General features: G+C 63.8%; 27 protein-coding genes. 21 read left to right on the forward strand and 6 right to left on the reverse strand.

Annotation, left to right across the window (positions count from 1 at the left end; genetic code table 11):
* Positions 1-82: 82 nt before the first annotated feature.
* The 7 genes from OQZ28_RS11110 to OQZ28_RS11140 all read left to right on the forward strand — a co-directional run bounded on the left by OQZ28_RS11110 (position 83) and on the right by OQZ28_RS11140 (position 5,415).
* Complete coding sequence (locus OQZ28_RS11110) at positions 83-769, forward strand: phosphoribosyltransferase (protein ID WP_458136147.1); 687 nt, start codon at positions 83-85, stop codon at positions 767-769.
* Positions 770-847: 78 nt separating this feature from the next.
* A complete protein-coding gene (locus OQZ28_RS11115; RefSeq protein WP_458136148.1) occupies positions 848-1,870 on the forward strand; it encodes an MYG1 family protein in 1,023 nt (340 codons plus the stop codon).
* 411 nt (positions 1,871-2,281) lie between these two features.
* Positions 2,282-2,416 carry a hypothetical protein gene (locus OQZ28_RS11120; RefSeq protein ID WP_458136149.1) on the forward strand — a complete coding sequence of 45 codons (135 nt, stop codon included), beginning with the start codon at positions 2,282-2,284 and terminating at the stop codon, positions 2,414-2,416.
* Positions 2,417-2,581: 165 nt separating this feature from the next.
* The gene (locus OQZ28_RS11125) at positions 2,582-2,752 is read left to right on the forward strand and encodes a hypothetical protein (RefSeq protein WP_165399159.1); all 171 of its coding nucleotides are present in this window, start codon (positions 2,582-2,584) and stop codon (positions 2,750-2,752) included.
* Between the two features lie 167 nt (positions 2,753-2,919).
* Entirely contained in the window at positions 2,920-3,723 is an 804-nt protein-coding gene (locus tag OQZ28_RS11130; protein ID WP_458136218.1) for an SDR family oxidoreductase, read from the forward strand.
* A complete protein-coding gene (locus OQZ28_RS11135; protein WP_458136150.1) occupies positions 3,716-4,984 on the forward strand; it encodes a D-mannose isomerase in 1,269 nt (422 codons plus the stop codon). Before OQZ28_RS11130 ends, OQZ28_RS11135 begins: the two co-directional genes overlap by 8 nt.
* An 80-nt stretch (positions 4,985-5,064) precedes the next feature.
* The gene (locus tag OQZ28_RS11140; RefSeq protein ID WP_458136151.1) at positions 5,065-5,415 is read left to right on the forward strand and encodes an Imm30 family immunity protein; all 351 of its coding nucleotides are present in this window, start codon (positions 5,065-5,067) and stop codon (positions 5,413-5,415) included.
* On the opposite strand, the gene OQZ28_RS11145 is transcribed toward OQZ28_RS11140, so the two are convergent.
* A complete protein-coding gene (locus OQZ28_RS11145; protein WP_034927665.1) occupies positions 5,400-6,230 on the reverse strand; it encodes an IS5 family transposase in 831 nt (276 codons plus the stop codon). The two genes, OQZ28_RS11140 and OQZ28_RS11145, sit on opposite strands and share 16 nt — an antisense overlap.
* 228 nt (positions 6,231-6,458) lie before the next feature.
* The gene (locus OQZ28_RS11150; protein WP_458136152.1) at positions 6,459-6,644 is read right to left on the reverse strand and encodes a CPCC family cysteine-rich protein; all 186 of its coding nucleotides are present in this window, start codon (positions 6,642-6,644) and stop codon (positions 6,459-6,461) included.
* Between OQZ28_RS11150 and OQZ28_RS11155 the strand changes: the two genes are divergently transcribed.
* From OQZ28_RS11155 to OQZ28_RS11175, 5 genes are all read left to right on the forward strand, one after another.
* Positions 6,643-7,086, forward strand: a complete 444-nt coding sequence (locus tag OQZ28_RS11155; protein ID WP_458136153.1) for a hypothetical protein — start codon at positions 6,643-6,645, stop codon at positions 7,084-7,086. The two genes, OQZ28_RS11150 and OQZ28_RS11155, sit on opposite strands and share 2 nt — an antisense overlap.
* Before the next feature lie 179 nt (positions 7,087-7,265).
* Entirely contained in the window at positions 7,266-8,261 is a 996-nt protein-coding gene (locus OQZ28_RS11160; protein ID WP_458136154.1) for an ABC transporter permease, read from the forward strand.
* On the forward strand, positions 8,258-9,232 hold the full coding sequence (locus OQZ28_RS11165; protein ID WP_458136155.1) for an ABC transporter permease: 975 nt from the start codon (positions 8,258-8,260) through the stop codon (positions 9,230-9,232). The genes OQZ28_RS11160 and OQZ28_RS11165 overlap by 4 nt, the downstream gene beginning before the upstream one ends.
* Positions 9,222-10,247: an ABC transporter ATP-binding protein gene (locus tag OQZ28_RS11170; protein ID WP_458136156.1), complete on the forward strand. Its 1,026-nt coding sequence runs from the start codon at positions 9,222-9,224 to the stop codon at positions 10,245-10,247. The genes OQZ28_RS11165 and OQZ28_RS11170 overlap by 11 nt, the downstream gene beginning before the upstream one ends.
* On the forward strand, positions 10,244-11,215 hold the full coding sequence (locus OQZ28_RS11175; RefSeq protein WP_458136157.1) for an ABC transporter ATP-binding protein: 972 nt from the start codon (positions 10,244-10,246) through the stop codon (positions 11,213-11,215). Before OQZ28_RS11170 ends, OQZ28_RS11175 begins: the two co-directional genes overlap by 4 nt.
* A 100-nt stretch (positions 11,216-11,315) precedes the next feature.
* Here the strand turns inward: OQZ28_RS11175 and OQZ28_RS11180 are convergent, their stop codons facing one another.
* Both OQZ28_RS11180 and OQZ28_RS11185 read right to left on the reverse strand, forming a co-directional pair.
* Positions 11,316-11,897, reverse strand: coding sequence for a peroxidase-related enzyme (locus OQZ28_RS11180; RefSeq protein ID WP_458136158.1), 582 nt, complete (start codon positions 11,895-11,897; stop codon positions 11,316-11,318).
* A complete protein-coding gene (locus tag OQZ28_RS11185) occupies positions 11,894-12,391 on the reverse strand; it encodes a hypothetical protein (protein WP_130731611.1) in 498 nt (165 codons plus the stop codon). Before OQZ28_RS11185 ends, OQZ28_RS11180 begins: the two co-directional genes overlap by 4 nt.
* A 328-nt stretch (positions 12,392-12,719) precedes the next feature.
* On the opposite strand from OQZ28_RS11185, the gene OQZ28_RS11190 reads away from it, so the two are divergent.
* The 3 genes from OQZ28_RS11190 to OQZ28_RS11200 all read left to right on the forward strand — a co-directional run bounded on the left by OQZ28_RS11190 (position 12,720) and on the right by OQZ28_RS11200 (position 14,744).
* Complete coding sequence (locus OQZ28_RS11190; RefSeq protein WP_458136159.1) at positions 12,720-13,481, forward strand: 2-keto-4-pentenoate hydratase; 762 nt, start codon at positions 12,720-12,722, stop codon at positions 13,479-13,481.
* Positions 13,482-13,500: 19 nt separating this feature from the next.
* Positions 13,501-14,430, forward strand: coding sequence for a 2-hydroxyacid dehydrogenase (locus OQZ28_RS11195; protein WP_130731613.1), 930 nt, complete (start codon positions 13,501-13,503; stop codon positions 14,428-14,430).
* A gap of 125 nt (positions 14,431-14,555) precedes the next feature.
* Positions 14,556-14,744 (forward strand): hypothetical protein, encoded by a 189-nt coding sequence (locus OQZ28_RS11200; RefSeq protein ID WP_130731614.1) that lies wholly within the window; start codon positions 14,556-14,558, stop codon positions 14,742-14,744.
* A 66-nt stretch (positions 14,745-14,810) separates the two neighbouring features.
* Here the strand turns inward: OQZ28_RS11200 and panS are convergent, their stop codons facing one another.
* Positions 14,811-15,731 (reverse strand): ketopantoate/pantoate/pantothenate transporter PanS, encoded by a 921-nt coding sequence (gene panS / locus OQZ28_RS11205; protein WP_458136160.1) that lies wholly within the window; start codon positions 15,729-15,731, stop codon positions 14,811-14,813.
* Positions 15,732-16,025: 294 nt separating this feature from the next.
* Between panS and OQZ28_RS11210 the strand changes: the two genes are divergently transcribed.
* The 4 genes from OQZ28_RS11210 (at position 16,026) to OQZ28_RS11225 (ending at position 20,663) form a co-directional block, all read left to right on the forward strand.
* Positions 16,026-17,960, forward strand: a complete 1,935-nt coding sequence (locus OQZ28_RS11210; protein WP_458136161.1) for an N-acyl-D-amino-acid deacylase family protein — start codon at positions 16,026-16,028, stop codon at positions 17,958-17,960.
* Positions 17,961-18,116: 156 nt separating this feature from the next.
* On the forward strand, positions 18,117-19,286 hold the full coding sequence (locus tag OQZ28_RS11215) for an OprO/OprP family phosphate-selective porin (RefSeq protein WP_458136219.1): 1,170 nt from the start codon (positions 18,117-18,119) through the stop codon (positions 19,284-19,286).
* A 137-nt stretch (positions 19,287-19,423) separates the two neighbouring features.
* Positions 19,424-19,681: a hypothetical protein gene (locus OQZ28_RS11220; RefSeq protein WP_458136162.1), complete on the forward strand. Its 258-nt coding sequence runs from the start codon at positions 19,424-19,426 to the stop codon at positions 19,679-19,681.
* A gap of 175 nt (positions 19,682-19,856) precedes the next feature.
* Positions 19,857-20,663 (forward strand): DODA-type extradiol aromatic ring-opening family dioxygenase, encoded by an 807-nt coding sequence (locus OQZ28_RS11225; protein WP_458136163.1) that lies wholly within the window; start codon positions 19,857-19,859, stop codon positions 20,661-20,663.
* Between the two features lie 61 nt (positions 20,664-20,724).
* Here the strand turns inward: OQZ28_RS11225 and OQZ28_RS11230 are convergent, their stop codons facing one another.
* Positions 20,725-21,378 (reverse strand): TetR/AcrR family transcriptional regulator, encoded by a 654-nt coding sequence (locus OQZ28_RS11230; protein ID WP_130731618.1) that lies wholly within the window; start codon positions 21,376-21,378, stop codon positions 20,725-20,727.
* A 117-nt stretch (positions 21,379-21,495) separates the two neighbouring features.
* Here OQZ28_RS11230 and OQZ28_RS11235 point away from each other — a divergent pair, with 117 nt between their 5' ends.
* Together OQZ28_RS11235 and OQZ28_RS11240 are read left to right on the forward strand one after the other, a co-directional pair.
* Positions 21,496-22,626 carry an HlyD family secretion protein gene (locus OQZ28_RS11235; RefSeq protein ID WP_458136164.1) on the forward strand — a complete coding sequence of 377 codons (1,131 nt, stop codon included), beginning with the start codon at positions 21,496-21,498 and terminating at the stop codon, positions 22,624-22,626.
* The gene (locus OQZ28_RS11240; RefSeq protein ID WP_458136165.1) at positions 22,623-24,149 is read left to right on the forward strand and encodes a DHA2 family efflux MFS transporter permease subunit; all 1,527 of its coding nucleotides are present in this window, start codon (positions 22,623-22,625) and stop codon (positions 24,147-24,149) included. The genes OQZ28_RS11235 and OQZ28_RS11240 overlap by 4 nt, the downstream gene beginning before the upstream one ends.
* The last annotated feature ends 5 nt before the right edge of the window (positions 24,150-24,154 follow it).

The following is a 24,154-nucleotide window of genomic DNA, read 5'->3' on the forward strand; positions in this document are numbered from 1 at the left end:
CCGTGGGTAGTGTGTATCATGCAGTCCGGGGCGCAATACCGCGCCCCGGACTGACCACGCCATAACCTGGACCCATTGATCCGTGACCCTTCCCGCCTACCACGCCACATGGTCGCCTGAGGGCGCACCCGTTGCTCCTGCGCCCTATGGTGAATCCTATCCGGTGCGACTGCCTGATGGCTCCACCCTGACCCTGCCGCTGCGCGCCCTGCCCGGCGGCGAGCGGGCCATCGCCCTGCTCATGGCCAACCAGACCGGCTTTGCCGTGGAGCACGCCCTCATCCGCCAGCTGGCCGGAATGGTCGGTCCGCTTGCGCCCCAGGCGATCGTGGGCGTGCCCACCATGGGGCTGGCCTATGCCCGGCCCGTGGCGGAAAAGCTTGGCATGGGTGACTACGTGGCGCTGGGGCATTCACGCAAATTCTGGTACGATGACAGCCTTGCCATCCCGCTGACATCCTCGACCAGCCCCGACCAGACAAAGCACCTGTACCTTGACCCCGCGCTGGTGGAACGCGTGCGGGGCAGGCGCGTGGTGGTGATTGATGATGTGCTCAACACCGGGCGCACGGCTGCGGCTGCGGTGCGCCTGCTCGAGCACGCAGGGGCATGCGTGGTGGCCATTGCAGCCGTGCTGACCGAAGGCTGGGCCTGGCGCACGGCGCTGGAGGCGGCCTGCCCCGGCACCGTGCCACCGGTGCATGCGCTGGGCCATATTCCGCTCTTTGGCAGGCAGGCCGATGGCTGGCACCCCCTGCCCGGCACCTGAAACTGCCCATTGTCTTGCCGGGGGCTTTGCGGCATGACGGCACTATCACGTTCACTTTTGCCCGCAGCAGGTCGCCTTATGTCAGAACACACGCCCATCGGTCTTGAAAACCCCACCGCTCCCGTCAGCGCGGTGACACATTCAGGTAACTTTCACCTTGATGAGACGCTGGGCTATGTGATCCTGCATTACGCGCTGGCACCCGATGGCGACCTGCGCGGGCGCGTGATGGGCACCGGCCCTGACGGGCGGCTGGCGTTTGCACGCACCCGCTCGCCCGAGCGCATTGCCGCAGCCGACATCGTCTTTGACGTGGGCGGCAGATACGACCCCGCCACGGGCCGCTATGACCACCACATGAAGGAAAAGCCCCTGCGCGAGGATGGCACGCCCTATAGCGCGGCCGGGCTGTTGTGGAAGGATTACGGCATGGCCGCGATCCGCAGCATCCTGAAAAACCCGGCGCCGGAACCCGAGGTCGCCGCCATATGGCAGAGCCTTGACCGCTCGCTCGTGCTGCCCATCGACCTTGATGATAATGGCGTGACCAAGATGGGCAAGCTCTCGCTGGCCGATATCGTCTCCGCCTGCCGCCCCACATGGGACACGGTTGAGCTGTACGGCCCCGATGCCGCCAAAACCCGCGAGACCGAAGGCTTCGCCAACGCGGCGGTAGCGGTGGCGGGGCATCTCGTCAACATGATCGACCGCGTGCGCGCCAGCCTCAAGGCGGAAAGCCGCGTGCTTGCCGCCTATGCCCAGGCGGAAGACAAGCGCATCCTGCTCATGGAAACCGGCATGCCGACGGAGAAGGTCATTTTCGACCACGACCTGCCGGTGGTCTATGTCGTCTCCCCCGCAGCGCCCGACCGGTGGAACGTCAAGGCCATTCCGCCCGTGCGCGGTGACTTTGGCCAGCGTGTCTCCCTGCCCGAGGCCTGGCGTGGCCTTGATGGCGCGACACTGGCCAGCGTATCCGGCGTTGCCGATGCGGTCTTCGCCCATCCTGCCCGCTTCATCTGCGGGGCAGCCAGCCGCGCGGGCGCGCTGAAAATGGCGCAGCTCGCCCTCGAGATCGATGCAGCCCAGGCAAAGGGCTGAACCTGCATGCGCCCCTGACCATACAGGGGCGCGGCCTTTATCGAGCCACCCGCCACCCTGTTGAAAAAAGCGGCGGCTGAAGCAGGCTTGCCTGCCCTTGCGGGGACATGCGCCTGTCGATGCCATAAACGTGATGGGACGGGTCATTCATCCGGCCCATGCGCCTCTTTGCGGCAGCCACAGTGCATCCCACGTCATCTCCATCGGGCGGGACATGTCCCCCCGCAAGGGAGGTTGCCATGAATATGGGAACACGGTACCGCACAAACCCCGGCGTCATGGATCTGGTTGGCCTTGGCATGGTCCTGCTGACGCTGGCGCTATGGTTATCCTTTATCTTCATATGAATATGAACATGCGGCCCGACAGGCACGCCTGATCGGCCGCAGGCTCCGGATACAGGAGGCATCAATGAAGCTTTACCTACGCCGTGCCTTTCAAACCGGCACGGACAATCTCGGCTATGCCAGCCGGTGGGACATCATGGGCCCGGCCCTGCTGGCCATCGCCTTCGCACTTTCAACGGCGATGATCTTCCTTCTTTAGGCAGAGGGCCTTTGCACCGGGCCTGCCCGGCCAGGAAAAGCCGGGCAGGCCCGCCTCATGTGCCCTGAAGACAAGGCAGCGGGGTGTGAGCAGATATTCCCCTTGCACCCGCCCAAACCTTTCGCCTCCTGCCACGTTGCCTGTCGGCAGTTACAGGAGATCCCCATGAGCCGGACCCTACAGATCCTCGCGATCCTTTCGCTTACCCTGTCCATGACCAGTTGCGCCGATGGCCGACACCACCGCCACCATCGGGAGTGGCAAGACGGCCATTACGATGATGGCTACGGCCCCCATGGCGCGCGCATGCGCGGCGGCCCCGGCGGGCGCTGGTAACACCAGCCCGGCGCAGGCAAATGCGCAGGCAACATCCCGCGCAGTGCGCGCGTTAGGTGCAGGCGGGGCATGACCCTGCCCTTCCTCCACCACAACGGAGCGCCTGCATGGCCAACCCCACCATCCCCCCCCAGAGCCAGCCCCACCAGCCCGGCGTCGAGCGGTTGATGAACCCGCAGGCCGAGCATATCCGCGAGAGCTATCGCGGCAGCGGCAAGCTGAAGGGGCGCCGGGCCCTGGTCAGCGGTGGCGACAGTGGCATCGGCCGGGCCGCCGTGCTGCATTTTGCCCGCGAGGGCGCCGATGTCGCCATTCTTTATCTTGAAGAAGACGAAGACGCGCACGAAACGGTACGCCTGGCCAAAGCCGAGGGCGTGCAGGCGCTCGCCATACGCGGCAACGTGGCCAACAGCGCCGTATGCGATGATGCGGTCAGACAGACCGTCGATACGCTGGGCGGCCTCGACATTGTGGTGAACAATGCAGGCGTGCAGTACGTGAGCGAGGACCTGACCGATATTACCGATGACATGTGGCAGCACCACATGGATGTGAACATCAACGGTTATTTCTACCTCACCCGCGCCGCCCTGCCGCATCTGGGGCGTGACAGCGCCATCATCAATACATCCTCGGTCAATGCATTCGCGGGCAATGCCTCGCTCGTGGCCTATACCACCACCAAGGCTGCCGAGATGGGCTTTACCCGCGCGCTGGCGCTACAGCTTGCGCCAAAGGGCATCAGGGTGAATGCGGTGGCCCCCGGCCCGGTCTGGACCCCGCTGCAACCCGCAAGCTGGGGGCCGGTCGACCCGGACTCGGTTGCCCATCTGGGTGACAAGACCGCCCTTGGCCGCGTGGGCCAGCCCAGCGAGCTGGGTCCGGCCTACGTGTATCTGGCCGCGCAGGATTCATCGTTCGTGACCGGGCAGACCCTGCATGTCAATGGCGGCATGATCGTCAATGGCTGAGCCGTTGCCCGCCCTGATGCTGCCCGCCGCATCATGGCTGCGCCTCTCGCCCCATCGCCGCTGGCTCGACATGCAGGGCCAGCGCCTGCTTGATTTCTCCAAGCCATCACGCGTGGCGCAGGGGTTTGCCGCCCTTGATGACGACGGCAACCTGCCGCCCCCCGCCACGGCGGATGGCACGCTCAGTGCACGCATGACCCATGTCTATGCCGTGGCGTCAGGGCGCGGCCTGCCGGGCTGTGGTCCGCTTGCCGCCCATGGCGTGGCGAGCCTGCTCGGCCCCCTGCGCGACCGCGTGCATGATGGCTGGTTCCTCACGCCCCCGACCGATGGCGCACAGCCAGAAGATGCCCGCAAGCAGGCCTACCTGCACGCCTTCGTGGCCCTTGCCGCCTCATCCGCAACAGTTGCGGGCGTGCCGGAGGGGCGCACGCTGCTCGATGCAGCGCTAAAGGTATGGGAAGAGCGTTTCTGGAGCGAGGCGGAAGGCGTCTTTCGCGAAAGCTTTGCCGCTGACTGGTCGGATGAGGAAAACTATCGCGGCGCCAACGCCAACATGCATTCGGTCGAGGCCTGCATGGCGGTGGCGGACGTAACGGGCAACCCCGTGTGGCGACAGCGCGCGCTGCGCGTGGTGGAGCGCTTCATCCACACGCTGGCCCGCGAGGCCGACTATTGCCTGCCCGAGCATTACGACCGGAACTGGACACGCCTGCCCGACTACCACCGCGACACCCCTACCGACGCCCTGCGCCCGTATGGCATGACACCGGGGCATTTTGTGGAGTGGTCACACCTTTTGCTCAAGCTGGAAGCCGCCCTGCTGCGCACGCAGGGCAACGCGCCATCGTGGCTGCTGGAGGATGCGATTGCCCTGTTCCACCGTGGCATGGAAACCGGCTGGGCGCGCGATGGTGCGCCGGGGCTGGTCTATACCATTGACTGGAACCGCCAGCCCGTGGTGCATAACCGCCCCCACTGGTGCCAGGCCGAGGCCATGACCGCCGCCGCCGCCCTGCTCAAGCGCACGGGGCACGCGCAGTATGAACAGTGGTACCGCACGATATGGGATTATATCGACCTTTACATGATTGACCGCAAACGGGGCGGCTGGATACAGGAGCTTGACCGCAACAACCGGCCATCCGCCGTGGTCTATGCAGGCAAGGCCGATCTGTACCACGCCTGGCAGGCCACCCTCACGCCGCTGCTGCCACTTGCGCCAAGCTTTGCGACTGCCATATCATTACTGGAAAATTAGGGCCTGTATGGCAAAAGGCCGCCTGATGGGAATGGCAGCCCACAAAGTCTTTTGCCAGCAATTTTCACAGAAATGATGATATGGACGAAACTTACAGATCAGTTCTCGGTGCGTTAAAAAAGCAGCTTGAAGTGAATCATCCGGATACATTGGCCGTAGATCAACTGGTTACGCAACTTCATAAGAATTTTGCCGCTGTTCCTGATTTCATTCCCGATATGTTGGGGCTACTTTCAGATAAAGACGAAAGAGATGAAGCCAGCTTTCTGATCCTCAAGGCCGCGGAAGATCAGGATAATCATGTTTACATAAATAAACTTCTGGAATTCTTTCCTGAATTAATAAAAATTTCTCCTGAATGGTCTGTCTTGCTGTTGATAAGATTGATAAATAACCAGAAGTGTAAGAGCCTGAATCAGAAAGCGGTTTGATTGATTTTTCGCAGAACTCTGCGGATATGGGCAATCATCAACCACGCGTGGGATGACGAGATTGTTGCCTCGACATCCTTCGTGAGGCGACGGCAACGTCCGAGCCATGCAAAGCTACGCTCCACGATCCAGCGTTTGGGCAGGACGACGAAGCCTTCGGCCCGATCGCTACGTTTGACGATCTCGATCGTCCATCGGCCGAGTTCAGCCAGCGCACCACGCAACTTCTCGCCAGCATATCCCCCGTCACCGATCAGATGGCGAAGCCAGGGAAACAATGAGCGTATCCTGACCGCTACCAGCGGCGCACCATCACGATCCTGAATGTCGGCGGGATGTACAACAGCCGCCACGACATGACCCAGCGTGTCGGTCGCGATATGTCGCTTGCGTCCCTTGATCTTCTTGCCCGCGTCATAACCGCGTGGGCCGCCATTTTCAGCGGTTTTAACCGACTGGCTGTCGATAATGCCCACTGAAGGCGTGGCGTCTCGCCCGTCCTGCTCACGCGACAGGATCACGAGAATATGGTTCATGGCTTCCCATCGTCCCTCGCGGATCCAACGGTAGAAATAGCCCTGCACGGTCGTGAAAGCGGGAAAGTTACGAGGCAATTGTCGCCACTGGCAACCCGTAGTGACGATATAGAGGATCGCCTCCATGACCCGGCGCAAATCCGTACGTCGTGGTCTCCCCAGTCGTTTCCTCTCGGGCATCAAAGGCGCAATCAGCGCCCACTCCGCATCGCGAAGGTCGCTTGCATACTCCAGGTCGTCCCTTTGATACTGCGCTCGGGTGATTTCAGTCCAGGCCATCTTGATCTCATCAGGTTATCGCAAACCCATGAATCATAACCCGCTGAAATCACTCAACTCATTTTCGGTCAGACACTAAGAAAATACTCCTGTCGCAGCTCAGTCTGTCCTCCAAAAACATCAAGGAATCAGTATTTGTCACATGCAGGCGGATAAATGATGAATCGCCTGATTTTGTGGAAAAAACCCGCGCTGTCATCGCCTGTTGCGAAGTCTGAAAAGTTAAATCTATGATTCAGCCCGATGACAGGTCCTTGCCTGGTTCAGGCTGAGTTTATTGGCCCCGCCTGAATAGTCCGGGTCTGCTGACTGCACGGGATCATCTTCCCAATGACAGACGGGACAGATTTCGTATCCTTCATATGCTGAAATTTCCAGTGATTTACAGCACGGGCATGGTAGCAGTTCCGTCATGGCCTGTTCCTATCAATCAAGCAGAAACCGTTTTGTTATCAGGGTCGGTTTCACGATAACAGGATATGATGGCACCATAAAAATTGGGAATTTCTTCTCCAACAATACGTTTTTCAATGCACGCCAGTATCAGGAACAATGGCTTGCGGCAGCGCAAAGAGTGCTGGCAAACGGGAAATCGCATTTTCTGGTGAATGTTCATGACCCCGACAGGGCCAATTTCTGTATGTCCTGGCCCTGCTCCACAATTGATGGGACAGTTTATATTAAAAATAAAATCATTTTTCCCGATCAGTATTTCCTGAATGACATTCTCTATTTCCACATTGATCTGAAAGATATGGAATTTGCGGATGAATACGGACAAAAGGTTTCTATCTGGCAGACAGACCTGCACGCCATGCAGCAATTCAGCACGGAAATGCGCCGTCGCCTCGCCTGAACATCCCGTTCATGCCGCGTGATGCAGACCGCCCCGCTGCAAGGCCATTGCGTGATCGTGACATAAAATGGCCGCAGGCACTCCCGCATGGAGGGCAAGCCGGGTTATGGTAGCCATCTGTTCAGGTCCGTTGCCTGCCCAAACCCAGTCCTGCAAGCCATCGGGGTGCGCCACCAACCATGCCTTCGCCTTCCCCCTCCCTTCCATCCGGCCCGTGGCGGCAGGCCGTGCGCGCGTTCGGGCGCAACAGGTCGGCCATGGGCGCGCTGGGCGCGCTGGCGTTCATTACCTGCGCCTGCCTGCTGGCACCCTTCTATGCCCATGACGTGGCCCATAGCGATCCGTTCGCCTCAAATGTAGCGGGCAGCATCGTGCTGGGTGGCCACGAGGTGGACATCATGCAGCCCAATGACAACCCGCTGCATCTCGGCCTCAGCCCCATAGGCCCCACGGGGCACGCCGCCTACCTGCTGGGTGCTGACAGCCAGGGCCGCGACCTTGCCGCCCGCCTGCTCTATGGCGGGCGCAACTCCCTGCTCATTTCGGCCTGTGCCGCCGTGCTGTGCCTTGTGGCGGCAACACTTGCGGGCATCGTGGCCGGTTTTTGCGGCGGGGTGGTCGATGCGGTCCTGTCGCGCATCATGGACATCATGTGGGCGGTGCCGGTCTATCTGTTTGCCATTTCACTCTCCATTGTCATGGTCAGCCAGAAAATCCATCTCGGTCCGTTCGTGCTGGGGGCGGACAGCCTGCTCATTCCCATCTTCATCATAGCGCTGGTCTACGTGCCCTATGCCGCCCGGCCCATACGCGGGCGGGTGCTGGCGCTGCGGCAGGCGGAATTCGTCACCGCCGCGCGCAGCCTTGGCGTGCCGGGGTGGCGCATCATGGTGCTTGATATCATGCCCAACATCAGCACCACGCTGGTAACGCTCGGCCCGCTGCTCATGGCGCTGGCCCTGCTGGCGGAGAGCGCGCTGTCCTTCCTCTCGCTGGGCGTGCAGGCACCACAGGCCTCATGGGGCACCATCATTCAGGATGGCGAGGGCCTGATCTATACCCGCCCGCTTGTGGCAGTCGTGCCGGGGCTGGCCATCGTGGCGGTGGTGCTGGCGCTCAATATCGTGGCCGATGGCCTGCGCGATGCGCTTGACGGGCGCGAGGGCGCACGATGATCCCTGCCCTGCTGCGCCGCCTGGGCCAGACGCTGCTCGTGCTGTTTGGCGTGTCGGTGCTGGTATTCGCGGTGTTTTTCGCAACGCCGGGCGCAGACCCGACCGCACGCATTGCAGGCCGCAATGCCTCGCCACAGATCATGGAAAAAGTGCGCCGTGAATACGGCTTCGACCGCGCCCTGCCGGTGCAGTACATGACCATGATGAAAAAGCTGTTCATTACCCGCGATCTCGCCTCCTACGCCGACCGGGGCGAACTGGTGGTGCCCCAGATCCTGCAGGCCGCCCCGGTCACGGCCTGCCTTGTGTGCGGGGCAGCGTTCATCTGGGTCAGTGTGTCCATCATCATGGGCACGCTGGCCGCGGCCTTCAGGGATACGTGGGTGGACCGCACGCTCATGCTGGCGGGGCTGGTAGGCATTTCCATACCCGTGTTCTGGCTGGGGCAGGTCACCAACCTGATCACGCAGAGCCGCTATCACGACACATGGCTGTTCTCATGGGTGCCGGGGCTGGGCTACGTGCCGTTCAGCGAAGACCCCGGCGGGTGGTTCCGCGCGCTGGTCATTCCGTGGGTCGTGCTGGCGGTGATGTTCATCGGCATTTACAGCCGGGTGCTGCGGGCCGATCTCGTAGCCCTTGCGGGCGAGGACTTCATGCGCACCGCCCGCGCCAAGGGGCTTTCGCCCATGCGGGTCATGCTGCGCCACGGGCTGCGTACGGCGCTGGTCACGTTCGTCTCGCTGTTCGGGCTGGATTTCGCGCAGCTTGTGGGCGGTGGCGCGCTGCTGACCGAAGTGGTGTTCGGCCTGCCCGGCGTGGGGCGGCTGACCTATCGGGCGCTCACCAATCTCGACCTGCCGGTCATCATGGCCACGGTCATGTATTCCGCCATTTTCGTGGTGGTGACCAATGCGGTGGTGGACATGGTGTATTTACTCCTTGACCCGAGGGTGCGTGATGCCCGCTGATCGCATGCCCCTGCTCGATGTGCGCAACCTGTGCGTGAGCGTGCCCGCCAATGGCGGCATGCTCCCGCTGGTCGAGAACGTGTCCTTTTGCGTGGATGAATCCGAAATCGTGGGGCTGGTGGGTGAATCGGGCTCGGGCAAGTCGGTCACGGCCATGGCGCTGATGGGGCTGATCGACAGCCCCGGGGTGCAGGTCCGTGGCTCGGCGCGCTTTCGCGGGCAGGAACTGGTGGGCATGGCCCCGCGCGCCCTGCGGGCCTTGCGCGGGCGTGACATCGCCATGATCTTCCAGGACCCCATGACGGCGTTCACCCCGGTCTATACCATTGGCTGGCAGATTGATGAGCAGATCCGCGCGCATGAGCGCCTCTCGCGCCGGGCCGCGCGGGCACGCACGGTGCAACTGCTGGCCGAGATGGGCGTGCCTGACCCCGCCCGCACGGCGCAGCGCTACCCGCACCAGCTCTCGGGCGGGTTGCGCCAGCGCGCCATGATCGCCATGGCGCTTTCATGCAACCCCACATTGCTCATTGCCGATGAGCCGACCACCGCCCTTGATGTCACCGTGCAGGCCCAGATCCTTGACCTGCTGCGCGGCCTGCGCCACAGCCATGGCTCCTCCGTGCTGCTCATCACGCATGACATGGGCGTGGTGGCCCAGACCTGTTCGCGCACGCTCGTGCTCTATTCCGGCCGCATGGCGGAAAGCGGGCCGACCGCCACCCTGTTCGCCCGGCCTGCGCACCCTTATACCGCAGCATTACTGGACTCCATCCCCCCGCTTTACGGCCCGCGCCCGCACCGCCTGCCCGCCATTGCGGGCGTGCCCCCCACGCCACAGGAGCGGCCCGCGGGCTGCGCCTTTGGCCCACGCTGCGCACATGTGCATGCCACCTGCCTACAGGCACCCCCAGCGCTGGCCCGCATCGGGGCGGAACAGGTTGCGGCCTGCGTGCTGCCCGCCGAGGGCACGCCCCTGCCGCCCCGCGCCACCGCACAGGCCGTACAGCCATGAGCCACCCTGCCCCCGTTCTGGAACTGCGCGACGTGCGCAGGACGTACCGCCTGCCCCGTGGGCAAAGCCTCAGGGCGGTTGATGGCATATCGCTGCGCGTCATGCCCGGCGAAATACTGGGGCTGGTGGGCGAGTCAGGCTGCGGCAAGTCCACGCTCGGGCGGTGCATGCTGCGGCTTGATGATGTCTCGTCAGGGCAGGTACTGTTTGAAGGGCGAGACATCACCACCCTGAGCGAACGAAAGCTGCGCCCGCTGCGGCCGCATATGCAGATGGTGTTCCAGAACTCCACCGCCGCCCTCAACCCGCGCCGCCGCATTGGCGACCTGCTGGCCGAGCCGCTGCGCGTGCACCCTGCGCCTGACGGGCGCAAACGCACGGTGGCAACGATCACCGCGCGGCTGCACGAACTCATGGCGCTCGTTGGCCTGCCTGCCGCAGCGCTTGCGCGGTATCCGCATGCTTTCTCGGGCGGGCAGCGCCAGCGCATCAACATCGCCCGCGCGCTTGCGCTCTCGCCCCGGCTGGTGGTGGCGGATGAGCCGGTCTCGGCGCTTGATGTGTCGGTCCAGGCCCAGATCGTCAACCTGTTTGCCGACCTGCGCGAGCAGCTGGGGCTGACCTATGTGTTCGTGGCGCATGACCTGGCGGTGGTGCGGCAGATCGCCACCCGCGTCGCGGTCATGTATCTTGGCGCGATTGTTGAATGTGGCGAGACGGATGACGTGCTGCATGCGCCCGCCCACCCCTACACCGCCGCCCTGACCGCCGCCGTGCCGCGCCCCGTGGTGGGCGCACCGCCACCCATGCTGCTGCGTGGCGATGTGCCCAGCCCGGTCAACCGGCCTGCGGGCTGCCGGTTTCACACACGCTGCCCGCACGCGCAGGCGCGGTGTGGCGTGGAGGAACCCGCCCTGCGCGCCCTGCGCCCCGGCCATGAAGTCGCCTGCCATTATCCGCTCCCGTAGGGTCGGACATATGATAATGTTTTTGGGGAAGTTTTTTAAAGCTTCAGGGAACGCCGCCTTTTTGCAAAAAGGCGGCGCCCAAAAACTTTCATCCGCTTTTTCAGTCTTTTGCGGGTTCTACCGCCTGCCCCAGCGTGTGCATCAGCCGGTTGGCCCAGCCAAAAATGGCACTGGCCAGCACAAGGTCGAGCGCCTGAAGCGCGTTGAAGCCCAGATCGCGCACATGGTTCATATCAGCCTGTGTCGCGGCAATGGGCGTTTTGGAAAGGGCGACCGCAAAGTCGAACAGGCCCTGCGAATATTCATCCATTTCGGCTGCCACGCCATCGGTAAAGATCGCGTCCATCACCTCGGGCCTTTTTGTCAGCTCGATATAACGCGCGGCATGGACCGAGCCGCAGTAAATGCAGTGGTTCACCACCGATGTCGCCACCGCCGCGAGTTCACGCTCCGCGCGTGGCAGGCCATCCTTGCCGTACATGATCTGGTTGAACAGCGGCGAGCGGTATTTCAGGCTCTCGGGGTCATGCGCCAGCGTGAGCGTGTATTTCGAGATCTTGCGGTGCGATGGGGTCTCCTGCAGGGCCTCGCGCTGGGCGGGGGTGGCCGTGTCATAATCCACCGGGGTGATGTAGGGCTCCCAGTCAAGCGTGTCGGTGGTAAAACGGGTGACGGGCTTCATGCGAATGTCTCCTCGACCAGACGGACGCCGGCCAGCACGCGGGCCTGGAAATTGATGCACGCCACCAGTTCGGCCAGGCTGACCACATCACTGTCGGTCAGGCCCGCGCCCAGCAGGGCATCAACATGCGCGCGGCTGGCCTTTGCAGGCGTGAGCGTTACCGTATCGACATAGGACAGGATCGCCGCTCCGCGCGCATCCGCAGCCTCCGCGCCATCCGCAATGGCCGCGACCTGCGGGGGGGCCTGCATGGTGGCGAGCAGGGTGGTGTAGATCGTGGCCAGTTCTTCACTGCCATTGGCCCGCGCAATGCGGATGGCGATGGCGCAGCGCTGGGCATGGGGCAGGTTGCCGCACGCGGCAGGGGTAACGACAGCCTGCCCGCTGGCATCGCATAGCTGCATGATCCTGGCACGCTCCGCCAGGGCGGCCTTTACCTCGGCTGAACGGGATTGCGCCGACAGGGAACTGAATGTCGAGAACGGGTTGGGCATTGCGTTCCACTTCCTGATGCGCCGGTTCCACAAAAACCGGCAGTGGGGTGTGGGCCGGAGGCTACCATGCACTTCCTGCATCGCAATACACCAAATGCCCGCATGCCGCATTTTATTATTATTGCCCATAACGCTGATTTTACGGTGCAAATATGAATATTGCGGCGCGCACCCGTGGCCTGATTTCATCCCTCCCTGCCCGTTTTGCCCCCGCAAACCGGGCCACAGCCCGCGCCTGCGGCATGGCGGGGGCATGTATGGCCTTGCCCGGGGCGATATGCCACCATGCGGGTTACAATCATGAATGGCGACCCGGAAAAGAGACCCCATGCCCACTTCTGCCCCGACCAGTCTGGCCGAGCTGTTCCTTGCGGTAAGGCAGCACAAAACCGATCCACTTGCCAGCGTGCACGAAGCGCTGGCCCCGCGCACCCTGGCCGATGCCTATGCGGTGCAGGATGCGGTGGGGCTGCATCTCGGGCCGGTACGGGGGTGGAAGGTCGGCGCGGAAACCCCGCATTCCGAGCCGTTTGCCGCGCCCATCCATGCCGCCACGATCTTTGAGGATGGCGATACCGTGCCTGCCCATGTCTGCCGCCACCTGGGCGTGGAAGCCGAAATCGGCTACCGCTTTGCCAAGCCCCTCCCGGCACGGAAGGCGGAATGGACGGCTGATGAAGTGATGGCGGCCATCGGCACGATCCACCCCATGATCGAGATTGTGGATACGCGGTTTGAAAAACCCGGCTCGCAGCACAAGCTGCTCCACACCGCCGACCACCAGAGCCACGGCGCGCTGATCGTGGGCCCCGGCCTTGCGGGCTGGCGCGGCGTCAACCCCACTGGCGAGCCGGTCAGCCTGACCATAAACGGGCGCACGGTGGTCGAGCATGTGGGCGGCAACAGCGCGGGCGACCCGCTGCGCCTGCTGGTGTGGCTGGCCAACCATGCCGCGCGCCGCGGGCTGGGCATCGAGGCGGGGTGCCTGGTTACGACCGGCTCGACAACCGGCACGATGTTCGTGGTGCATGACACTGATGTGCGCGCAAGCTTTCCCTCCATCGGCACGGTGCGTGCCCACCTGGCCTGACCCTGCGGGAGACATGACCATGAAACCCGAAATCCTGCTGCTTGAACCCATGATGCCCCCCATCGAGAAACAGCTCGAGGCGGCCTATGTCGTGCACAGGCCGGGGCCTGCCGGGGTGCCCGCGGATGTTGCGGGGCGCATACGCGGCATTGCCACCGGCGGCGGCACGGGCGTGCCCCGCGCGTTGATGGACAGCCTGCCTGCGCTGGAAATCATCGCCATCAACGGCATCGGCACCGATGCGGTCGACCTGGAGGAAGCCCGCAGGCGGGGCATCCGGGTCACCACCACGCCGGGCGTGCTGACCGATGACGTGGCCGACATGGCCATGGGGCTGCTGCTGTCGCTGCTGCGCGGCCTGCCTGACTCTGATCGCTACGTGCGCGCGGGCGCATGGGGCCATGATCCGGCTCCGCCGCTGGGCCACAGGGTATCGGGCCGCCGCATGGGCATTTTTGGCATGGGGCATGTGGGCCAGGCCATTGCCGCACGGGCACGGGCCTTTGGCATGGCCATTGCCTATACCGACCGCCGCGACAAGAACCTGCCGGGCTGCGCGTTCGTGCCGGACCTGCTCACGCTTGCACGGGGGGTGGATACGCTGGTTGTCGCGGCATCAGGGGGCGCGGGGTCGCGCAATCTGGTCAATGCGGCCGTGCTCGCGGCCCTTGGGCCAGAGGGCGTGCTGATCAACATTGCGCGGGGGTCGATCGTGGATGAAGCAGCACTGGTGGCCGCGCTGACAGCGGGCACGCTGGGCGGCGCGGGGCTGGATGTGTTTGCGCATGAACCCGACGTGCCCGCGGCCCTGCGCACATCGCCGCGCACCGTGCTGCAACCCCACCGCGCCAGCGCCACGGTCGAAACCCGGCTGGCCATGGGCCAACTGGTGGTGGCCAACCTAGCCGCCCACTTTGCCCGCACGCCCCTGCCCACCCCTGTCGTGTGAGCTTCTGCCGCAACAGCCATAAAGCACGAAAAAAACGGAAAAACGCTCCAGCGCGCCCAGCGGCGGGGCGGAACCATCCATAAGGGGCCACGTTGGGTCAGCAGGCATTTTGCGGAGTATATCCCATGCTGACTCTTCTCATCATCGCACTCATCATCTTCGCCATTGGCGGGGGTGGGTATGGCTATCGCTCCGGCTGGTACGGCGGCCCCCGAAGTACGGGGTTCAACGGGCTGGGGCTTTTGCCTGTCATCCTCCTCATCATCGCGCTGTTCCTGCTGTTTCACACGCCAAACACGACGCCCATGCCCTGACCACCCGGCACGGACGGGGCATGCGTTGCGGCATGCCTCGCCCTGTCGCGGCCAGAATGAAAAGCGTTATTCTGGCGGGTTTTCATGCCGGGGCGGCCGACCGGCCCACAGGGCCGCCAGCGCCGAGCCCGATATGTTGTGCCACACCGAAAAGACCGCGCCAGGCAATGCCGCCAGCGGCGAGAAATAGACCCGCCCCAGTGTGGCGGCCAGGCCCGAATTCTGCATGCCGACCTCCAGCGCCAGCGTGCGGCATACGGATTCATCAAACCCCAGCAGCCTGCCCCCCCAGTAACCGCCCGCAAGCCCGATGGCGTTATGCATGATCACGCCCACCAGCACGATGGGGCCGATACTGGCCAGAGCGGGCCGCACGCCAGCCACGATGCTGCCAATAATGATCATGATCGACACCATGGCCACCAGCGGCAATACTGGCGAGATGCGGCGGATGAGGCGCGGGCACAGCGTATTGACCGCAACACCGCCGCATACCGGCAGGGCCACCATCTCCATGATGCTGCGAAACAGGCCCCAGCTATCCACACTCACGCCCGCCGAGACATAAAGCCGGGTCAGCAGCGGGGTGGCGATGATGCCCACCAGCGTGGACAGCGTGCTGATACTGACCGAAAGCGCCACGTCACCGCGCGAAAGGTAGATCATGACATTCGACGCCGTGCCACTCGAGACACAGCCCACCAGCACCATGCCCGTGGCAATCATGGGCGGCATGCGCAGCATGTGCGCAATACCCCATGCCGCGAGTGGCATGACGAGGTAATGCAGCCCCACCCCCGCCAACACCGGCGCGGGCCTGCGCGCGATGCGGCCGAAATCGGCAGGCGTGAGGGTGACCCCCATGGTGAACATAATGAAGGCCAGCAGCGGGGTAATGGCAGGCGTCACGCGCAGGAAGGGACCGGGCACCAGCACGGCTGCAAGTGAAACCAGCACCGCCCATACGGGAAAAAGCCGTGTCAGCATGCGCCTGCCCCATCCATCTGCCCTGTCCTGACATCCATCGCCATCATTTTCCTGCCCCATACCCATCGGCCAAGGGCGTGTGCATAGCGGGCCGCCCTGCGCGTGAACAGCCTGTATTGCGCCTGCCCTGACAGCCCGGCGCAGCACCGGGCGATGTTTTACACGGGCAATGCCGCATGCAACCCTGCGGCCTGCAGGCGGTTGGAACAGGGGCATGGGCCGGGGCAATGCCATCAATACGCCGCAATACTGTCCCGTCATGCTGTCTGCCCACTATCCCCCCTGGAGACCTGCGTGCCTGACACCATCTACCGCAATGCGCTGTTTTTCGATGGCACGGGCGCAAGCCCCACCCGAACCGATATCGCCGTATCAGCGGGCAGGATCTCCGCCATAGGCCATATGCTCGTGGCCGACAGCCACACGACCGAGATCGACTGTAATGGCATGTGGCTCATGCCGGGGCTGCTTGACATTCACACCCATCTCGACCTCGAGCTTGAACTCGACCCCGCCCTGCCCGAGGTCGTGCGCCACGGCACCACTACGGTGGTCATTGGCAACTGCTCCATTGGCGTGACCTATGGCAACCAGCGCCGCGAGGGCGAGGACCCGATCGTGGACTGCTTCGCCCGCGTGGAGAACATGCCCAAGACCGTGCTGGCCAAAGTGGCCGATGCGTGTGACTGGACGGATTCACAAAGCTATCTCGACCACCTTTCCGGCCTGAAGCTTGGCCCCAACGTGGTGCCGCTCATTCCGCATTCCATGTTGCGCATCGAGGTGATGGGCCTGCGTGATTCCATCTCGCGCCGCCCGACAAGGCGTGAGCGCGCGCGCATGGAGCGCCTGGTCGATGCGGGCATGGCGCAGGGTTATGCCGGTTTTTCAACCGATGCCCTGCCCTTTCATTTCCTGGCAAACGACCCGCACAAAAAGCGCAAGATCCCCACGCAATATGCCAGCTTTCGCGAACTCAGGCAGCTGACCGGGGTCGTGCGCCGCTACGGGCGCGTGTGGCAGGCGACACCGCCCAAGGATGACATCATCGATGCCGTGCGCAGCTTCCTGCTCACCAGCGGACGGCTGTTTGGCCGCCCGCTCAGGACCACGGTACTGGCCGCGATTGATTTGCAGACCAACCGCGCCGCGGTCTCGATGTGCCTCATGCTCTCGGCCATGCTCAATTCCCGCCTGCTGGGTGGCATGTTCCGCTTTCAGGTGCTGGCCGCCTCGTTCCGGATCTGGAGCGATGGGGCAATCAACCCCATTGCCGATGAAATACCGCAACTGCGCGCCCTGAACGAACTCGAGCTTGATGACCGCGCGGGGCGGGCGCGCATTCTCAACCACCCGGAATGGATCGCGGGCTTTCGCGAGATGTGGCTCAGGGGCAAATCGGGCTGGACATTCGACCGCCTGCGCCGCCTGATGCGACAGGAAGAAACCGTGCTGACCCGCAGCCTGGCCGACATGAAAGTGGCCGAATGCCCGCTGCCCAACTGGCAGGGCGAGACCCTGCTCGCCCCCTATGAGCGCCTTGTGCGCTGGCAGCACACCAAGGGCCGCCAGGGCGCTGCCAATACGGCGGAGGCCGCGTTCTTCGCCACCTTCCCCGACCCCGTGCGCGATGACGCCACCTTCCTCCTGCACCTGCTGCGGCAGTGGGATACGGACCTGCGGTGGGAGACAACCTTCGCCAATCGCGACCCCGCGCGGCTGAAAAAGCTGCTGTTCAACCAGCAGACCCTGCCCGGATTCAACGATAGCGGGGCGCATCTGGCCAATATCGCCTTTTATGATGGCAATTTGCGCTTCCTCAAGATCGCCCAGCCCGACGGGCCGGAAAAGGTGGCGCTCGCCATCCACCGCCTGACCGGGCTGCCGGCTGATTTCTTCAACCTCAACGCAGGCAGGCTGCGGGTGGGCGCGCAGGCTGACCTGTGCGTGATCGACCCCGAGGCCCTGCGGCGGTGGAACCCGGAAGACACCTATGAATTCGTGCACCGCTCCGAATTTGGCTGCCGCCAGGTCATCAACCGCCCCACCGGCGTGGTGCGCCATGTCATGATCGCGGGCCAGCCTGTGTGGACCGATGGCCGCTATGTGCCGGGTTTTGGCACGACACGCCATGGCAGGGTACTGCGCGCCAGTGACCACCCGCTCGAGCACCAGCAGGCCAGCACCATGGATGAGCGCGTGGTCAATGACAGGGCCGCCATCACGTAATCTTCACCCGCTCCCGGCCGGTTTGCGCAACTTTTTGATAGATACCCTGCCCTGCCCGCCATACTATCCCGCCACATCGATTATGGCTGGAGAAAGCGCGTACCCTTGGCATGTTGGCTGCACACCGGATGCCTGGCATCCCTCTCGGTAGCAATCGTGGCGGTCGCTGCGCCGGTAGCAAGCCTGCATGCCCAGAGCGTGCCCGTGGTCAGGCTGCATGGCGTTACCATCCGGCCCTACGCGACCGACCAGCTTGATACGGGGGGCTTTGTCTCGGCTGGCCCCGCCCATCCCGGCACGGGCGCGCGCGGGGCGCGGCTGCGCAACGGTGTGCGCGTCAATATCCATGACCAGGTGGAAATTGGCGCGATATGGGATTTCGGGCCTGCCCCCAATGGCCCCATGCGGCTGTTCGAGGGGCAGGTCTCCTATACGGGGCTGAAGCATTTCGTGTTTACCGCCGGTATCTTCAAACCCAGCTTCGGCCTTGAATCCATGCAGGCGCAGGGCGATACGGTTTTTGTCGAGCGCTCCAGCATTTCCACCATTACCCGCAACCTCGCCACGGGCATCGAACGGCAGGCCGTGCAGGCGGAGGCCTATGGCAGGCGCTACCATTTCGCCCTTTCCGCCACTGCTGGCACCGCAGGCCCCGGCGAGGATGGCAACCAGCGCGCCATGGCCTTCCGCCTGGTGGGGCTGCCGGTGCGCAGCCATGACATGGTGGTGCATGCCGGCATTTCGGGGGAATGGGTGTTCCGCCCGGCTTCCATGACACACAGCCCCCCGGCCATTGCGCTGTCCGACAACCCTGAACTCAACACCGGCACGGTCTCGAAATACCTCAATACCGGCCGCCTTGCCGCGACATCCGCCGGAGCCTTTGGCGCGGAGGCCGCCATAGCGTGGAAAAGGCTGCTGTTTCAGGGCGAGGGTTATGACATCATGCTCGACACCAGCCCTACCGCTGGCAGCCAGAACCTGAACTTTCATGGCTGGTATGGCATGTTGGCCTATACGATCAATGGCACGCCGCGCCAGTGGAAAGGGCGCACGGCCGCCTTTTCTTCCCCCACATGCGCGCGGGGGCAGGATGTATTGTGCAACGGCTATGGCGTGCTGGAAGTCGCGGCCCGCTATTCCGAGGTCAATCTGGATTCCGCCACCGTGCACGGCGGCAGCCAGCAGACAGGCTCGCTGGGCCTGAACTGGTGGCCCACCGCCATCATCCGCACCACCGTGCAGTATGAATACGGGCAGGAGAGCGGCGGCAGGGTGCCTGAGCATTTTCATGCCGTCATGTCGCTTTTCCAGATCAAATTCTGAGCGGTAGCGGTACTGCCCTATTCCTGAATATGCGGTTTTGTAACTTTTTGTTGCCAAATGCTCGCCACATTTACCCGCGCACACTCATCAGGTCGATGAATCGACAATAACCAGCACATAAATGAGGAATACAGACCATGATGATCCGCTCTGCTTCCATTCTCGCAACCGTAACAGCCATCGCGCTGGCCACCCCGGCCTTCGCACAGGGCCACCCCGATTACTGCAAGTCCGTGTCCAAGGAGCCTTCGGGCGAGTGGAAAATCAATTCCGATACCACCGTCACGGTTGGCGGCGCGCGCGTGGACCTCAAGCCCCAGTCGGTCTATCGCGGGGAAATCAAGATCAACGAGCAGGACGTGCACAACGAGTTTGAAAAAAGCTGCGGGAAGTAAAACCCCGTGACAGGGCCGGCATTGCCTGCCCGGCCCTGTCTACCATGAGGCGCGCCCTGGGCAGCCTGCCGTCGAGAGAACCTGCATACCGCAGGGACGTTTACCCGATCTCTGCATGAACAGGTTATTTTCAGGCAGCATCCTGTCAGGATCCGACCACCGGGAGAACGCCCTCATGGAACCATCCCCACCCCGCCAGCCGGTGCTGTTCATGCCGCATGGCGGCGGCCCGTGCTTTTTCATGGACTGGCCCGATACGTGGGACCACATGGCCGCCTATCTGCGCACGCTCGCTGCCACCCTGCCTGCCCGGCCCGATGGCATCGTGGTCATGTCCGGCCACTGGCAGACAGGCATGCCAACGGTGACAGCCGCCGCGCACCCGCCGCTGATCTATGATTACGAGGGCTTTCCGCCCCATACCTATCACCTGCAATACCCTGCCCCCGGCGCGCCCGCGCTGGCACAAAAGGTGCTCGACCTGCTGGCCCATGCGGGCATGCCCGGCGAAGCCGATCCCGGGCGCGGGTTTGACCATGGGGTGTTCATTCCCTTCATGCTGGCCCTCCCGCAGGCGGATATTCCCATAGTGGAACTCTCGCTGCCGCGTGAATGCAACGCGGCGCATACCCTGCACATGGGGGCGGCCCTGCAGCCGTTGCGGGCATGCAATATCCTGATCGTGGGCACCGGCATGACCTATCACAACGTGCGCCACCTGATGGGGCGCGACCCGCAATCCGATGCCCCGTCGCGCGCGTTCGATACATGGCTGGCGCGGGCGGTGGAATCCCCGCCCCCCACCCGCGCCGAGGCCCTGACCCACTGGGCGCAGGCACCCGGCGCGCGGACCTGCCACCCCACGCCCGAGCACCTGCTGCCACTGGTTTTTGCCGCAGGGGCCGCGGGAAATGACCCTGGCAGGCGGGATTACAGTGATACGGTCATGGGCAAGGCCCTGTCCGGCTTCCGCTTTGGCTAGGGCGCGCTACCCCATCGCCAGCAAGGACAGGACACATACACTGAAGTGCCCCTGCGCCTGCTCACGGTGCTGTCCGCACGCCCAGCCCATGCAGGAAGAACCGCCACGTATCATCAACATAAGCCGCGCGCATGGCCGTATCGGGCAGCGGGTTACGCCCGAGCAGGCGCTGCTGTATGGCCCAGCCGGTCATGAGGCCGGTGAGCAGGCGGGCGGTGTGTTCGGTGTCATGGCCGGGCGGGATCTGTCCCGCCTCCCCCGCCGCGCGCAGCAGGTTGATGATGCGGCGGTGAAAGGGGGCGACGATTTCATCCATCGCATGGTCGATCAGGGCGGGGTAGCGGTAGCCATCGGCAATCATCATGCGGTATGTCGCGATCACATCCTCCTGCATGATGAAGTCGAGCAGCATCCGGCAGACCGCATGCAGGGCCTGGAGCGGGTCACGCAGCGAAACCTGCGTATCGTGTTCCAGAAGCTGCGCGCATAAATGGGTAATGACCGCCTTGAACAGCGCCTCCTTCGAGGCATAGCGATGATACAGCGTCTGTTTGCTCGCCCCTGCCGCGCGCGCGATCTGCCCCATCGAGGTACCCGCATAGCCATGGGCAATGAACAGGCTGCCCGCCACTTCAAGCAGGTAACGGTCAAGCTGGGCTGAATCTGCGGGCGTGGGGCGGCCTGAGCGGCGCGGTCGGGTCATGGCGTTCGACATCGTGAAACTTCCGGTCTGCGGCGGTCAGGGCACAGGCCCCGCGCTTTATGTGGCTTGACCGGAGCGTATTGTCCATCCTAACAAAACCGTACCGACCCGTTCCATAAATGGTGGCGCATGCCTGACACCCCCCCGACCGACCCTTCCTCCGCAGGCCAGCCTGCCACGCCCCAAAAACCGGCAGACCCGCACAAGGCCACCATCCGCAAGATGGTGCTCGCCGGTATTGGCGGCGTGGCACTCATCGCCTTTGCCGTATGGCTGGTGCATTGGTGGACGCATGGGCGCTTCATCCAGTCCACCAATGATGCCTACCTGCAGGCCGATCAGGTCACGGTGTCCACCCGTGTGGCGGGATTCGTGAATGAAGTGCTGGTGGCCGAGAACCAGACGGTGAGCAAGGGCCAGGTCCTGCTGCGCCTTGATGAGCGCGACCCGCGCGCGCGTTTCGAGCAGGCCCGCGCGCTGGCCGATCAGGGACAGGCCGCGATTACCCAGACCAAGGCCCAGATCGACGCGCAGGATGCCCAGATCGCGCAGGCGCAGGCCCGCGTGCAGGCAGCGCAGGCACAGGCCGATTTTGCTGACCGCGAGGTGGCCCGCTATCGTGCCCTTGCCGCCACCGGCGCCGAAACCAGCGAGCATTACGACCAGCTGCGCAACAGCAGCGCACAGGCCCATGCCCAGCTTGCGCAGACGACGGCTGGCCTGCAGTCGGCCCAGCGCCAGCTTGCCACCTACAGCGCCGAGATCCTTCAGGCGCAGGCCCGTATCGAGCAGGCCATTGCCCAGCAGCGCACCGCCCAGGTCGATCTTGACGCCACCACCATCCGCGCCGCCATTGATGGCCGCGTGGGCGACAAGACCGCCCGCGTGGGGCAGTACGCCACCGTGGGCACGCGCATGATGACCATCGTGCCGGTGCAGGACCTCTACCTCGTGGCCAACTTCAAGGAAACGCAGATCCGCCGCATGCGCCCCGGCCAGCCAGTTGAAGTCTCGGTCGATGCGCTGGGCGGCGCGAAAATAAAGGGCACGGTCGAGAGCTTTGCCCCCGGCACCGGCGCGCAGTTCGCGCTGCTGCCGCCCGATAATGCCACCGGCAACTTCACCAAGGTGGTGCAGCGCGTGCCGGTGCGCATCCGCATCCAGCCCGAAGGCAGCGAACGCGCGGTGCTGGTGCCCGGCCTGTCGGTTACCGCTGCGGTCGACACGCTGGTCGAGCCTGCGGCGGATGGCAGGCCATGACCACCGCCCCGGCTGAAGAACAGGCCCCGCCCGAAAAGGCGGATGCCGCCGCGTGGCTGGCGGTTGCGGCGGGCACCATCGGCGCGCTCATGGCAACGCTTGACACCTCCATCGTCAACTCGGCATTGCCCACCATCCAGGGCGAGATCGGGGCCAGCAGCAGCGAGGGCACATGGGTCACCACCGCCTATCTGGTGGCCGAGATTGTCATGATCCCGCTGGCGGGCTGGTTCGAGCGCATTTTCAAGCTGCGCAACTTCCTGCTCATCGCCGCCGTGCTGTTCACCATCTTTTCCATGTGGTGCGGGCTGTCGCCCAACCTTCTGCACATGATCATCGGCCGCGTGGGCCAGGGCTTTACGGGTGGGGCCATGATCCCCACCGCCATGACCATCGTGGCGACCCGCCTGCCGCCCGCCCAGCGGCCTGTGGGCATTGCGCTGTTTGGCATGACCGCCGTGCTTGGCCCCGTGATCGGGCCGGTAATCGGCGGCTGGCTGACCGAGAACCTGAGCTGGCATTACGCCTTCTTCCTCAACCTGCCCATCAGCATCGGGCTTTGCGTGCTGCTGTTCGTGGGGCTGCCCGCGGGCAAGATCGACTGGGGCGCCTTCCGCGAGACGGATTATTACGGGCTGGCCGGCCTGATCATGGGCCTCGGCGGCCTGACGGTGGTGCTGGAGGAAGGGCAGCGCGAACGCTGGTTTGAATCCGACATGATCCGTGAACTCAGCGTCATGTGCGCGATTGGCATGGCGCTGCTGGTCATTGGCCAGTTCCGCTCGCCCCGGCCGGTCATTCACCTTAAAATACTGCTGCAAAAGAGCTTTTTTGGCGTTTTCATCCTCAGCCTGGGTGTGGGGGGCGCGCTTTACGGCATCCTGTACCTCATACCGCAGTTCCTTGCCGCCGTGCCGGACTACAATTCCGAGCAGTCGGGCATGGTCGCGGCCATCAGTGGCGTGCCCACGCTGCTCATGCTGGCGGTGTTCCCCATTCTGGTGCGCAAGCTCGACATCCGCTTCGCCATCGGCTTTGGCATGTTCCTGTATGTAGTGAGCTGTTTCATGAATGCCCATCTCTCGCCCGACAGCGCAGGCGAGCACTTCTTCTGGTCACAGATCGTGCGCGGGTTTGCGCAGTTCTTCTCGCTACTGTTCCTCAACCAGGCCGCGACCAGCGCCGTGCCCATACAGTATGCCGAGGATGCATCGGGCCTGTTCAACGCCGCGCGCAACCTTGGCGGCTCGTTCGGACTGGCGGCGGTCGCCACCCTGCATGACCGCAGGCTGGACCTGCACACCGCCCGCCTGGAGGAAACGGTCACCGCCAACTCCCTGGCCGGGCAGGACTTCGTGCAGCATTTTGGCCTCGCCCGCCTCAGCGCGCTCATTACCCGGCAGGCCACGGTCATGACCTATAGCGACCTGTTCTGGATATTTGGCATCGCATTGCTGGCCATGCTGCCACTGGTCATGCTGATCAAGCCCCTCCCCAAAGACGCCGGCATGACGGTGGGATGATAGAT

The sequence above is a fragment of the Komagataeibacter sp. NFXK3 genome, assembly GCF_054182245.1.